The sequence below is a fragment of the Streptomyces sp. CB02400 genome (assembly GCF_001905725.1).
Taxonomy (GTDB): Bacteria; Actinomycetota; Actinomycetes; order Streptomycetales; family Streptomycetaceae; genus Streptomyces; species Streptomyces atrovirens.
Map to the genome: position 1 here is coordinate 1 of NZ_LIWB01000038.1, position 12859 is coordinate 12859.

10 protein-coding genes are annotated in these 12859 nt (G+C 69.4%); 4 read left to right on the forward strand and 6 right to left on the reverse strand.

Annotated features, from left to right (window positions below):
* Window positions 1-855 precede the first annotated feature (855 nt).
* On the forward strand, window positions 856-3543 hold the full coding sequence (locus tag AMK33_RS39875) for a DEAD/DEAH box helicase (RefSeq protein WP_073938124.1): 2688 nt from the start codon (window positions 856-858) through the stop codon (window positions 3541-3543).
* A gap of 363 nt (window positions 3544-3906) precedes the next feature.
* Here AMK33_RS39875 and AMK33_RS44600 read toward each other — a convergent pair whose 3' ends face one another.
* Window positions 3907-4119 carry a helix-turn-helix domain-containing protein gene (locus AMK33_RS44600; protein ID WP_073938131.1) on the reverse strand — a complete coding sequence of 71 codons (213 nt, stop codon included), beginning with the start codon at window positions 4117-4119 and terminating at the stop codon, window positions 3907-3909.
* Between the two features lie 385 nt (window positions 4120-4504).
* Window positions 4505-5356, reverse strand: a complete 852-nt coding sequence (locus tag AMK33_RS39885) for a hypothetical protein (RefSeq protein ID WP_073938125.1) — start codon at window positions 5354-5356, stop codon at window positions 4505-4507.
* 278 nt (window positions 5357-5634) lie between these two features.
* On the opposite strand from AMK33_RS39885, the gene AMK33_RS39890 reads away from it, so the two are divergent.
* Complete coding sequence (locus AMK33_RS39890; RefSeq protein ID WP_235618368.1) at window positions 5635-5826, forward strand: hypothetical protein; 192 nt, start codon at window positions 5635-5637, stop codon at window positions 5824-5826.
* A gap of 96 nt (window positions 5827-5922) precedes the next feature.
* On the opposite strand, the gene AMK33_RS44605 is transcribed toward AMK33_RS39890, so the two are convergent.
* Window positions 5923-7104 carry a hypothetical protein gene (locus tag AMK33_RS44605; RefSeq protein WP_235618369.1) on the reverse strand — a complete coding sequence of 394 codons (1182 nt, stop codon included), beginning with the start codon at window positions 7102-7104 and terminating at the stop codon, window positions 5923-5925.
* Between the two features lie 516 nt (window positions 7105-7620).
* Here AMK33_RS44605 and AMK33_RS39900 point away from each other — a divergent pair.
* Both AMK33_RS39900 and tpg read left to right on the forward strand, forming a co-directional pair.
* A protein-coding gene (locus AMK33_RS39900; RefSeq protein ID WP_167748623.1) for an IS5 family transposase occupies window positions 7621-8465 on the forward strand; the annotation gives its coding sequence in 2 pieces (ribosomal slippage) (window positions 7621-7993 and window positions 7993-8465; 846 coding nt in all).
* Between the two features lie 20 nt (window positions 8466-8485).
* On the forward strand, window positions 8486-9043 hold the full coding sequence (gene tpg / locus AMK33_RS39905; protein WP_073938128.1) for a telomere-protecting terminal protein Tpg: 558 nt from the start codon (window positions 8486-8488) through the stop codon (window positions 9041-9043).
* Between the two features lie 32 nt (window positions 9044-9075).
* On the opposite strand, the gene AMK33_RS39910 is transcribed toward tpg, so the two are convergent.
* The 3 genes from AMK33_RS39910 to AMK33_RS39920 are packed head-to-tail and all read right to left on the reverse strand — an operon-like array spanning window position 9076 to window position 12553.
* Window positions 9076-10155: a hypothetical protein gene (locus tag AMK33_RS39910; RefSeq protein WP_073938133.1), complete on the reverse strand. Its 1080-nt coding sequence runs from the start codon at window positions 10153-10155 to the stop codon at window positions 9076-9078.
* Between the two features lie 44 nt (window positions 10156-10199).
* Entirely contained in the window at window positions 10200-10946 is a 747-nt protein-coding gene (locus AMK33_RS39915) for an ATP-binding protein (RefSeq protein ID WP_073938129.1), read from the reverse strand.
* A complete protein-coding gene (locus AMK33_RS39920; protein WP_235618370.1) occupies window positions 10943-12553 on the reverse strand; it encodes a Mu transposase C-terminal domain-containing protein in 1611 nt (536 codons plus the stop codon). The genes AMK33_RS39915 and AMK33_RS39920 overlap by 4 nt, the downstream gene beginning before the upstream one ends.
* Window positions 12554-12859 lie beyond the last annotated feature (306 nt).

Here is a 12859-nt window from a genome sequence, read left to right on the forward strand (position 1 = left end):
CCCGCGGAGCGGGTACCCCATCGCTGCGCGATGGGCAAGCGAACACCCGCGCTGCGCGCGGGTGTTGCGCTCCCGCTCCGCGTGAGCGCTGGCAGGATGCTACGCATCCTGCTCATTCGCCTTGCTGCGCAAGGCGAATGACGTCCCGTCCGCTGCGCTCCCGGGACTGCGGGGCCTGCGGCCCCGAGAGGCTGCTTCCGCTGCGCTCCAGCCACTGGGGGCGCTGCGCGCCCTGGGGCCGGCCCCGCTGCGCGGTGCCGGCAACGGGCCTTCGGCCCGGGCAGCTACGGGGAGGGGGTTGCTCGTTTGTGTCGGGTCCTAGTGAAGGGGCTGCATCAGATCAATGCAACATGTAACGTTGGTAGAAACGCGGGATGCCCTCTTCGGAGGTCGTGCTTACCGGGAAGGTGACGGCAGATCAGGGCGGCATACTTCGCACGCGCCAAGCCGGGCCTGGACGTCACTGCGCGGGACGGACTCGACGTCGTGGACCTCCAGGCCTTTCCACCGGGCGTACCGTTGCCCATCCTTGAGGCCCTCGCAGTTTGGGGTGCGGTGATAAACGCTTCCCCCCTTCGTGATGTACACCCTTCGGGCGAGATTCGACTGTGCCGAACGGCAGTGGTCGCACTGGGAGGATGGAAGGAACATGACTTCGCAGAAATCGTTAGTCATGGCCACGATTCTAATGTGGTGCTCGTCTCTCGACCATGCTCTTCTCAGTCAATGAACGTCCTAAACTGTAGTTCTCGTAAGCATCCTGACCACATGTCACGGCCCGTCGGAATAGGCTGTCAGGGCGGATTCTGCAAGTCACCTGGGTCATCTTCGACTCGGAAATTGGAAGGCATCTGAATGCCGGTGATTCAACTCCGGGAGCACCAGGTCGACCAGAAGTCGGCGTTCCGGAAGTGGGTGGGGTTCCCTGCAAGGTCATCCGTGCCCCCTCAGGGGGCACGGGGCACGATCGTGTCAGCGACCGGATCGGGGAAGACGATCACGGCCTCCGCGTGCGCGCTGGAGTGCTTTCCGGGCGGGCGGATCCTCGTGACCGTACCGACTCTGGACCTGCTCGTGCAGACCGCCCAGGCGTGGTGCCTGATGGGTCACCGCGCCCCGATGGTCGCGGTGTGTTCACTGGAGAACGACTTGGTGCTGAAGGAGCTGGGGGTGCGGACCACCACCAACCCGATCCAGCTCGCCCTGTGGGCCGGATCCGGGCCGGTCATCGTGTTCGCCACGTACGCCTCTCTGGTCGACCGCGAGGACATCGACGCTCCCGAGGGCCAACGGAAGGTTCGCGGGCCGCTGGAGGCCGCCCTGGCGGGCGGAGAGCGGCTGTATGGCCAGCAGATGGCCCCGTTCGACCTCGCCGTCGTGGACGAGGCCCACGGAACCGCCGGTGATCTTGGCCGTCCATGGGCCGCGATCCACGACAACCAGCGGATCCCCGCCGACTTCCGGCTCTACCTCACCGCCACCCCACGCATCCTCGCCGCGCCCCGCCCGCAGAAGGGCGCAGAGGGCCAGGAGGCGGAGATCGCGACCATGGCCGATGACCCGGAGGGCACGTACGGCGCGTGGCTCGCCGAGCTCGGGCTCTCGGAGGCGATCGAGCGCGAGATCCTCGCCGGATTCGAGATCGACGTCCTGGAAATCCGCGACCCCTCCCCCGTCTCTGGGGAGTCGGAGGAGGCGCGGCGTGGCCGGCGCCTGGCGCTCCTGCAGACCGCGCTCCTGGAGCACGCGGCGGCGTACAACCTCCGCACCGTCATGACGTTCCACCAGAAGGTGGAAGAGGCCGCGGCGTTCGCGGAGAAGCTGCCCGAGACCGCGGCCGAGCTCTACAAGAACGACGCCTCGGACGAGGACCTGGCGAAGGCGGAGGAGCTGCCGGCGTCGTCGATCGACGCGGAGTTCTACGAGCTGGAGGACGGCCGCCACATCTCCCCGGAGCGGGTGTGGTCGGCGTGGCTGTGCGGCGACCACCTCGTGACCGAGCGCCGCGAAGTGCTCCAGCAGTTCGCCAACGGCATCGACGCGGCCGGGCGCCGGGTCCACCGTGCCTTCCTCGCCAGCTGCCGCGTCCTCGGCGAAGGCGTGGACATCACCGGCGAGCGGGGAGTCGAGGCCGTCTGCTTCGCCGACACCCGCGGCTCCCAGGTGGAAATCGTGCAGAACATCGGCCGCGCGCTCCGGCTCAACAAGGACGGCAGCACGAAGGTGGCCAGGATCATCGTGCCGGTGTTCCTGGAGCCTGGCGAGGACCCGCAGGACATGGTCGCCAGCGCCTCGTTCCGCCCCCTCGTGGCCGTGCTCCAGGGACTGCGCTCGCACGATGAGCGCCTGGTCGAGCAGCTCGCCTCCCGCGCGCTCACCAGCGGCAAGCGCAAGGTCCACCTCCAGCGCGATGAGGACGGGCGGATCGTCGGGGCCAGCGGCGCGGGCGACGGCGAGGACCAGGAGCAGGACGACACCGACGCCGCTGCCGAGTCCGCGCTGCTCCACTTCTCCAGCCCGCGCGACGCCGCCACGATCGCGGCGTTCCTGCGTACCCGGGTCTACCGGCCGGAGTCTCTGGTGTGGCTGGAGGGCTACCAGGCCCTGCTCCGGTGGCGGAAGGAGAACGAGATCACCGGCCTCTACGCCGTGCCCTACGACGTAGAGGCCGAGGTGGGGACGACGAAGGCGTTCCCGCTTGGCCGATGGGTCCACCAGCAGCGCAAAGCCCTGCGGACCGGAGAGCTGGAGGAGCGGCGCAAGACGCTGCTGGACGCGCCGGAGGCCGGGATGGTCTGGGAACCGGGCGAAGAGGCGTGGGAGAGGAAACTCGCCGTGTTCCGCGCCTACCGGCGGGCCACCGGGCACCTCGCGCCCCGGCAGGACGCCGTCTGGGACGACCCGGCCGGCAGCGGCCCTGTGCCGGTCGGGCAACACATGGCCAACCTCCGGCGGAAGGGCGGGCTCGGGAAGGTCCTGCAGCGGGCCGCCGTACGCGCGGCACAGCTCGCCGCGATCGATCCGGACTGGAACTGCCCCTGGCCCCTGGACTGGCAACGCCACTACCGCGTCCTCGCCGACCTGGTCGACGCCGACGGGATGCTGCCCGACATCGCACCCGGCGTGCTGATGGACGGCGACGACATCGGACGCTGGCTGAAGCGGCAGAAACAGCCCGGCACCTGGAAGCAGCTATCGACCGAGCAGCAGGAACGGCTGACCACGCTCGGCGTCAAGCCGCTCGAGGCCCAGTCTCCCGCCCCGGCGGAGGCGGCCCCGGCGGCGGCCGGCGCGGCGAAGGGCCCGAGCAAAGCGCAGCAGGCGTTCCAGCGCGGTCTGGCAGCCCTCGCCCAGTGGGTAGAACGGGAAGGCGCCCACCGCCCGGTGCCCCGCGGGCACGCCGAGGAGATCACGGTCGGCGGCGAGACGAAGCCCGTGGCGGTGCGGCTGGGCGTATGGGTCTCCAACACCAAGACCCGGCATGACAAGCTCACGGCGGAGCAGCGGGACGCGCTGCGGGAGCTGGGCGTGGAGTGGGCGTAGCCGGTCCCGGAAACTGTCCTGGCGAATCGCTGGGCGCGTCAGGAAAAGGACCGGCCGTGGACGGGCAAAGCGAAGCCGCGAAGCAGCCCGACGAGGAGCATCGGCCAGATGGAAAAGGCCGGCACCCCGCAGAAAACCTCACGAAAGAAGGTAGCCCGCCGCAGCCCCGGCCCCACTTGAAGCTTGCTCCGTGAAGTGTGCGCAGCTCGAACGCAAAGCGTGCGGTTCGCGTACGGAAAGCGCACGCAATCCGTACGGCTGGGTCTGGTTCTTCAGCGTCGACACGTCCTGCCCGGGCGCGGAGCAGCATCGCTGCGTGACCTCCTGGGTGGCGCGTAAGTCGTTTCACGCGACTCCTCGCGATCAGCGTGGGTCGACCGGCGCTTCCTTGAACGACTCACGCACGTAGTCGTGTACGGCGGCTTCGGGGATGCGGAAGGATTTTCCGGAAGCGGTGCGGACAGCCGGCAGGTGCCCGCTGTGCACCAGCCGGTAGACGGTCTGCTTCGACACCCGCATGACAGAAGCGGTCTCCGCCACGGTGAGAAGGACGGGCGCGTCGGCCTGTAGCGCCAGGCGCGCGGCGACGACAGTGAGCGCGGCACGCAGTTCCAGCGATGTGGTTGAGTCGAGGTCGTCCCAAACCAGGAGACTGAGGGCTTCCACGGCCTCGGGCAGAGCTTCCAGCGCTTCAGGCCCTTCGTGGACACGAAGGCGATCCACGGCGTCGCGCAGCCTCTGCAGGCCTGCGTCGTCACTGGTCAGGTAGCCGAGCGCGGTGAGGATGTCGGTGACGGCCTGCTCTGTCACGGGTCCGGTTCCGTACACGATGGTGTTGCGCAGATGCGTGATGGTGCGGATGGCCTTGGCGGTGCTCTGCGGGGTCCGCTCCCTGAGGCGCCGTGCTGCGTCAGTGCCCAGCGATGACGCGTTGAGCAGCGCGTTGAACTCGTCGTCCCGGCTAGTCATCGCGGTCCCCCCTCCTGTTCTGCTTCGCTTTGGTTCTCCAGCGGTACATCAGGCCTTCGACGGCCCGGACGGTCGTGGCGTCCACCAGCTCCCGGATCTCCTCCTGTGAGTAGCCGTCCAGCGTCAGGGCCACGACCGCCTTGAGACGCGGATCGGTTATCTCTCCGAGTTCGTCCAGGACTCTCAGGTTGCCCAGGACTTCCTCGGCAACGCTGATCGTGCTGACGGGCGGGCTGTAGAGCTCCTTCTCTCGGCGCAGGGCGCGGTGCTGCCGGGCTTCGCTGGTCCGGTGCCGGCGGAACTCATTGGGGAAGTCGTACGCACACGCCCCCATGAAGTAGGTAGTGATGCTTGCTCCGCCCTCGGGAGTCCATCCCTTGTCGACCAGGGCCTGCTGACGAAAGCGCGGCAGAGCCCGGGCGATGGTCATCGTGGCCAGTTCCTCGCGCAGGTCGCTGTCGGTGGCTAGGTCTTCCAGGTCCAGTTCGTGCGGGTTGAGGCCGAATCCGCGCTGGGCGACCAGTTCGAAGATGTAGCCGGAGTGCATCCAGCCGCGCAGGACGGAGATCCCGTAGCGGACGAGCTCCTCCACGAACCGGTCGTAGAGGGGGCCCTGGAAGCCGTCCTGCTCGAGCATAGCCACCAGGCGCCCGTCGGCCAGCCTGCGGTCGATGCTCGCCTGCTGCCGGCGGGCCTCCTTGGTCTGGCGGCCGTTCATGGCGCGTAGGTCCTGCGAGGTGACGGGGGCGCCGAGCAGGCGTCGGGCGTCAGGCCGGCCGTCTTCAGGTTGTAGGTTGCGGGCGCGCGCGGCCGCGACCTCCTCGCCCGCGCCGTCGCCCTGCATGCCCTCCCCTTCCGGTTGTCGTCCACGCCCCCTTTAGCTGTGCAAGGGGACGGCTCACCACCAACCGCGCCAGCCCACTCGCAAGCTCCCGGGCCGCCGCGGCCGGCGCCGAGACGACCCCTTGTAAGTGCGCCCCCCACGGCCACCCCACGGACTTTTCCAAGATTTTTTCGCAGCCATGGGAAGCCTGGAAATCAGGCCGTGGGGTGGAGCTCGGACGGACACTTACGAGCGGGCGTCACATCATCAACCTCTGGGGAGAAATAGTGAGTTCGCCCGTGCCGACGCCGCAAGGGCCGGCCCCGTTCCTGACGATCCACACGGCCGTCGTCCTTCTGATCGCGGTCGTCATCGGCCTGATCGTCGGAGGGCTCACCTTCCTCAGCGGCGGTGCCGTAGCTGCTGCCGTTCTGGCCGGACTGACCGCAGCCGGTGTCAGCGTCCCCGGGCTCCGCTCACTCATCGGGTGAGTCCAGCCACGGTCTTCATGGATCTTCCGAAGGAAGACACCGCGGAGCGGCTCCCTGTCGGGCTTCAGGACGGGGGCTGATCCGCGGTTTCCCGCCTCACCGGGGGATGATCAGATCGGTGAGCTGCCCTGGTGTTGGCATCCGCCCGCGGTTGACAACGACTGCGACGAAGAGGACCACCACCGGCAGTAGAGGGATGAGGGCAGCATCGGGCAGCCCGAGGACGGCCGCGCCGGCCATCACCAGCACGACCGTGAGCCCCACCACGACTGCCCGCAAACGCTCCCTCGGTGCGGCCGGAGTGACGCCTGCGAGTTGGTCTGCGTCGAGAAGGTCATCGACACGGCCCTCGGCGTAGCGTTCGGCGATGGTCAGGAGCATCACGGTGAGGTCTTCCAGGGCGCGGTCCGGCTTGGAGTCCTGCTGCGCTTCGGCCCGCCGTAGCGCGCCCACCACCAGGGCGGCATGGGCCTTGAACTGCCGCTCGTTGTGCCGTCTGGCCCTGGCGCGTCGGGTGCGGTGAGCCCTCCAGATGACGTGCTCCACCGGCTGCACGGATACGCGCGGGATCTGGCAGTCCGGCTGGGTTTCCTCCCAGCGCCGCAGAACCGTGGCGCACTGGGCGGCGACCGTCAGCAGGGCAACGACCGGCCAACAGCGCCGGTCCTCCACGAGCACACTCTCCCCGTCCGCGCGGCCAGTGAGGACCTCCAAGTCGTAGGCGGCAAGTGTCGCGCCGCTGCCAGAGCTGGTCAGATTCACGCGCTTGATGAACCGCACCTCGGCGATCAGGATCAAGGCCGTGAGCAAGAGCGCCGACACTCTGCTGATCGTGGAGGAGTCCCAGGTAGCAACCGTCGTCGGCATGCCCGCCAAGCTGCTGAGCAGCGCCTGCATCACACCGGGGTGCGGTCCCGGGTCCGCACTCCACCGCAGATTCTCCCAGTCGGCCACATCGTCGATGTGCCCCACGATGTACAACAGGAGCACAAATCGGAGGAACTTGAACGGCCCGGTCAGAGGCCGGGCACGCCACCACCGCACGACATACCCAGGCGTCAAGCCGTGGCCGCCGACCCGGTCTCGTATTCGTGGTGGCAGCAGCAGCATCTGCGTCAGAAGCGGAGCAGCTCGACGCACCCCCGAGTCGGCACGCCCTCGCTCGAAGCGCTCCAAAGACGCCAAGCCCCAACGCTGAACTGGTCCAGGAAAGAGGAACAGCGCCATTCCGACCACGGCCAACCACGGGGTAACCGCGAAGAGGAAACCGATCAACACATGGGCAGTCTCACGCATCCCGCCGACAACGACACTCGAAACCGACGATGGCGCCGGCGCATCGCAGCGAACGTACAACGCGTCGCACCAGTTACGGAATTGGTGTGGCCTTGTCCGGCACGACGCCCCTCTCCGACTCCGCCTGGCCGCCCCGGCCCTCTCAGGAGCACCCGGCCTGGATGGATGCGGCATCCGGACAGTCCAGGCCTCCATCCGGCGGGACTTTTCGGCCTCATACCTTGATGGGACTCGATATCGAAGGACAGCACCGGGGTGTCGGCGACGTCCGCCCTGACGCGCGCCGCCAGCTTGTCGCCGGTGCCCCCAAGGGACTCGTAGCCTGCGTCATCCGGCGCTGTCCCGAGAATGCAAAAACTGGCAGGCAGGGGCGGGCGATGCGGGAGAACTGACGCTACCGACTGTGAGGGCGCCAGCCGTGCGGGCTGATCGCTTACTGGCTCTAACAAAAGCTGTTTGATCATGTGACTGTCGGCTTGATCGTTCGTTGATGTGGTCATGGGGAAGCGTCAGTCGCGGCCGTGGATCGTGTCGGACGAACTGTGGTCGCTCATCGAACCGTTGCTGCCCGAGCCACCACCGAAGCAGGTCGAGGGCCGGCCCCGGGTGCCCGACCGGCAGGCCCTGTGCGGGATCCTGTTCGTGCTGCACACCGGCATCCAGTGGGAGTACCTGCCCCAGGAGCTCGGCTTCGGCTCGGGCATGACCTGTTGGCGCCGCCTGGCGGCCTGGAACGAAGCCGGCGTCTGGGACCAGCTGCACCAGCTGCTGCTGAACAAGCTCCGGTCGAAGAACCAGCTGGACTGGTCCCGGGCGGTGATCGACTCTCCCCCTGGCTTCGCCGGGGGCACCCCCACCCACGTCCGGGCCGCTCGCAGGGGCCCAAAAGCGGACCCAGCCCGGTCGACCGCGCACGTCCGGGCAGCAAGCACCACGTCATCACCGACGGCCAAGGGATTCCGCTCGCGGTGTCGTTGACCGGCGGGAACCGCAATGACGTCACCCAGTTGCTGCCGTTGCTGGACAAGATCCCGCCAGTGGCCGGAGTGGTGGGCCGGCCGCGCAGGCGGCCCGACATGCTCTTTGCGGACCGCGGCTACGACCACGACAAGTACCGCCGGCTCCTGCGGCAGCGCGGCATCCGGCCCGCGATCGCGGAGCGGGGGCAACCGCACGGCACCGGTCTGGGTACCTTCCGCTGGGTCGTCGAGCGGACGATCTCCTGGCTGCACGGCTTCCGCCGCCTGCGGATCCGGTGGGAACGACGCGACGACATCCACGAGGCCTTCCTCGGACTCGCCGTCTGCCTGATCACCCACCGCCACGTCCAAAGGCTTTGTTAGGGCCAGTTAGGGAGGCGGACTTGGGACAGATCGAGCAGGGACTGGAGCGCGCGTTGCGCACCCGGCCCATTCCCTCAAGCACTGAGGCTCGCCTACGTTTTCTGCTGGCGAGGAACCGGGGTTCCACCCGGAAGGTGGCCACGATGCTGGGGGTCTCGCAGCGCACCGTGCAGCGGTGGGTGACGAAGAAGCCAGGAGCGCGTCGTCCGCCGGGTCCGCTGCAGGTCCGGGCGATCGAGGAAGCGGTTCTGGCTCGGTGGCAGCCCCGGGTACGGGCCCGTCGGCGTGCCCAGGCAGAGGCGGAGGGCTTCGTCTTCCATACCCGTGCGCGATTTGGATTCGCGGCTCCTGCGGGGTCCTCGGACGATCCGCGGGTGCGGTGGATCACTCAGGACTTGCCGGGAGAGGTAGCCCGGGAGCTGTTCGCCGCTCGGGATGCCGACGCGGGCGAGCAGCAGCAGACGGTGATACTCGCCCGTGCGCTGGGGCACGCCTACTTTCGCGAGTGGGGCCGCCGCGCCCATGGTCTGCATGTGGCTTTCAGCGACGTCGAGTTCGCCGACTTCTCGATCGGCTGAGCCTGGCCCATCGAGCGAGCACTGCAGGGCGGTCAGCGTTGCGACGGCCTGGCGCGCTTGGCCGGTATCGCTTCGCACCTCTCGGCTTCCTGCCGCTCGCGCCAGTCCCACTCCACACGGCCGACCGGGTCTTTGCGGTGAGCTGTGGGCGGCTGAGGCGGGCGCAGTCTGGCCGCCTCTGCCATGCGCAGCAGGTGCCCGCGGTCACCTGGCGCGGCGAGCAGCTCATGGTCCTCGCCGGATACCAGCCGGGTGAAGCAGGCCGCGGCCCGCAGAAAGACGCCGGCCCAGGGCGGTACGGGGTAGGCGGCGCAGCCGTCGGTGTAGCGGGCGCGGTCGTGCAGGGCGAGCGTGGCCGCGGCGTCGTCGTAGTCGCGGGGGCGTGCGGTGGCGAGTTGCTGGAGGGAGGCGCCGGTGAACAGTGCGGCAGCGACGGCCGCGGCCAGGCGAGGGTGTGCGGTCGCCGCGTGCAGCCGGTGGGCGATGCGCTGGGCGGTAAGCGCGGTGAGAGGCACGGGTGGTGGGCGGTGCCGCCAGGCGATCGGCGGTGGCGCGCACGGGTCGGCGCAGGGGCAGGGGCTGTCGTAGGAGACAAGGCGGTCCAGTGCCGGCAGGGTGAGCCACCGGCTGGCCGGCGCGGCGGGCTCAACTAGGGGCGGGGGTTCGGTGACAGGCGTGCCGTAGTAGTGGCGGCGGGCGGCCTCGATGTCGGCGGTGAGGGAGTAGTCGGCCGTCTGCAGGGCCTGGTGCAGGGCGGCGGGAAGGTGAGGGCGGTGGCAGACCAGGGTCAGGTGGATACCGGTGAGGGTCTGTAGCTGCAGCAGGCGCATCGTGCGGCGGGCAGTGAGGCGGTGAGCGCGCAGGACGGTCAGCCGGGTGACGGGCAGAGCGGTCAACCAGGCAGTGGCGGCTTCCCAAACGGGCTGACGGCCGCCGGGAAAGCGGCCCGGGAGCAGGGGCGGTTTGCCCAGGGCGACGAGAAGGTCGTGGGCGAGGCCGGTTTCGCTGGTAGTGCCCGGGCCGGGGTGCAGGGTGATCCGGCCGGACGGCGGATGGTGGGCGGCCAGAGCGGTGTGCGTGTGCAGCGTGTCGTCGTGACGGTCGAGAACCACGGTGACGGATGGCAGCGGCGGGGCGGGAGGCATGGACGGTGTGGTCAGGCGAGGCGGCTGAAGGCCCAGCGCAGCAGCTCCTGGTCCACGCGCGGGCGGCAGGTGCGGGCCAGGGCGGTGCGGGTGTGGGCGGTCAGCTGGGCCCAGGCGCGGAAGTTGCCGTGCGCGGCGTGGCTGTCGGCGAACGTGATGTCCTCGGGGTCGGCGTCGGCCCAGACCGGGTGGAACAGCGGGATCACCTCGAGGACCTCGGCGGGTGTGAGTCGGGTGAACTGCTGCCAGATGAAGACACGGGAGGACAGCATCGGTTCGCGGCGCAGCACGGTGTGGCAGCCCGCGCCACCGACGAAAATGATGGCGAGCTGGGTGGAGGGCTCGTCCCAGAGGTAGCGGAAGTATTCGAACGCCTCCCCGTTGAGCCACTGGGCCTCGTCGACGAGGAAGGTACGGGGGCGTTCGGCCAGGGCCGTCTTCAGCAGACGGTCGAACTCGCTGGGGTGGCGCGGTGGCTCGCCTGCCAGGTCGAGCGCGGTGAACAGTTCGTAGCGCACCGCGCGGGCGGTGGGCCGGGCCCGGAAGGTGATCTTACGGACGTCCTCGCCGGCGGGTTCGAGTGCGCGCAGGCAGGTGTTGACGGCGAGGGTCTTGCCGAAGCCGGCGCCGCCGTGGATGCACATCATCGCGCGGGCAGCGACCGTGTCGGTGATGTTCTCCCGGGCAGTGAGCAGGGCGCGGGTGGTGACCACGGATGCGTCAGGCAGGTCGACGTACTGGTAGGTGGCCGCGGTCACGAGGCGTCTCCGTCTTCATCGGTAGTGGGAGGTGCGGCCCGCCCGTCGCGGCCGTCCAGGGCGGAAGCGTCGTCACGGCCGGACGGGCACGGGGCGGACCGGGCCGGCGTGGTCAGCGCAGCCAGAGAAGCCGGGGTGCGCCAGTCGGCCGGGGGCGCGGCGGGCGGAACGACGTCGGGCAGCGCGAGCTGCGACAGGCCGACGTCGGCACTCTGAGCGAGTTCGGCCTCGGCCTGCGCACCGGTCAGCGCGCCGAGCCGCCGGGGAGGCTCGGCCTGGGTAGCGGCGGCGTAGCGCTCGCGCTGCGAGGCCTCCAGGTCCTTCTTCAGACGGCGTGCACGAGCGGACCGCGCCCTTCGTACGGCACTGACCTGTTCCTCGGTGGCCTGGTCGGCCAGGTCCGCGGGGCCCAGGTAGCGGCCGGTGGCCGCGTGGTAGACCTCGATGCGGTGGTCGTGGTGGGGCATGAACCGGACCCTGACCCGGATGCCGGCCTGACCGGTCATCCACGGCCCCACGTAGTCGCGTTTCCTGAAGCGGATGCCGCGGGTGGTCAGCGTGCGAGTGCCGGCGTCCTCCAGGGTGAACGTCCACAGATCCGCGGCCGACACGTCCCGCAGCGGGGTGAGATCGTCCTGCCACGCCTGAAGCGGAGTCCTGCCCCGCAACGGCGCCGGGCGGTGCTCGGTGTTCCACCAGAGCGTCCAGGCCAGAAACTGGGTGGTGAAGTCCTCGAAGCCCAGCAGCACTTCGGCCTTCGACCGGGAGGGGCGTTTGCCGGGGCGCGGCTGGCGGGCGTATCCGGGCAGCGAGGCCAGGAACATGCTCTCCACCGCCCGGTTCAGGCCCTCCACGGTGCCCTTGAGGTGGGGGGTGTAGGCGGGCAGGTCCTCCACCGCCACGTCCAGGAGATCAAACGCTGCGGTCACCGTCCTGGACAAGAAGTCCTTGCCACGGTCCACCCGTACCTTCTCCGGCACGCCGCCGAACGGGCCGTAGGGGTCCTCACGCAGGACGGCGGAGCGCAGCGCGGCCAGCACCGATTCCCGCGACGGATGCACCGGCGTGACCGCGACGCCGGTGACCGCGTTGGTGGCGCAGTCGGTGAACCAGGTGATCCACGGCCTGCGGGCCTTGCCATCGACATCGACCAGCACTGGGGCCTGCATGTGGTCGGTCTCCCACACCTGGTTGCGCCAGCCCCGCGGCCGGGCCAGGAACACATCGTGCCTACGCGCCGCCCGCTCCCCACCCGCAAGTCCGGCCCGCTCCCCCGGCGTCAGATCACGGCGGATCGCCCGGTGCAGCGTCGGGATCGACGGGGGAGACTCGCCCTCGCCCCTGGCCGCGCGAGCGGTCAGCTCACGATGCACCGCCGCGACGTTCCCCTTCCACAGCCCCAGCAGAGCCCGGACCTCATCAGTAACTGTGAACCGCCCGGGATACGCGGCCCGCTCCCCCGGTGCCCGCGCCGCAGCCTCATCCCGCTCGGCGGCCGCCAGCCACCGCCACACCGCCCGCTCCCGTACCCCCAGCACAGCAGCCGCCGACCTCACCTGCCCAGTGGTGAGCTTCCCCTCCCGCCGCAAGGCCAGCAGACGGCGCACCGCCGGCCCCCGCAACGCCCGAACCGACACAGCCGGCAAAACCCCACCCGCCGCCTCCAAGACCGGGCCCTGCTCTCCCTCATCCACACCCCCGAGCAGACCAATCACTCACCGGCCAGTGGATCAGAACTCACGAAACTGAGACAGCGTCACCCCTCATGCAATAACGCCCCAAGACAGCAATGCCCCACGGTTCTCTCACGCCCAAGACAGTGGCCCCACACCCCGAAACCGCCACCCACCAGCAACAACACACCCAGACCCCACTGTCTCTCACCCCACTGTCCCAAAACCGAGAGATCGCAC

Bases quoted from the DNA above. Each gene is read 5' to 3' on its own strand.
- AMK33_RS39875 (WP_073938124.1), top strand. From the start codon at position 856: ATGCCGGTGATTCAACTCCGGGAGCACCAGGTCGACCAGAAGTCGGCG.
- AMK33_RS39885 (WP_073938125.1), bottom strand. From the start codon at position 5,356: ATGCAGGGCGACGGCGCGGGCGAGGAGGTCGCGGCCGCGCGCGCCCGC.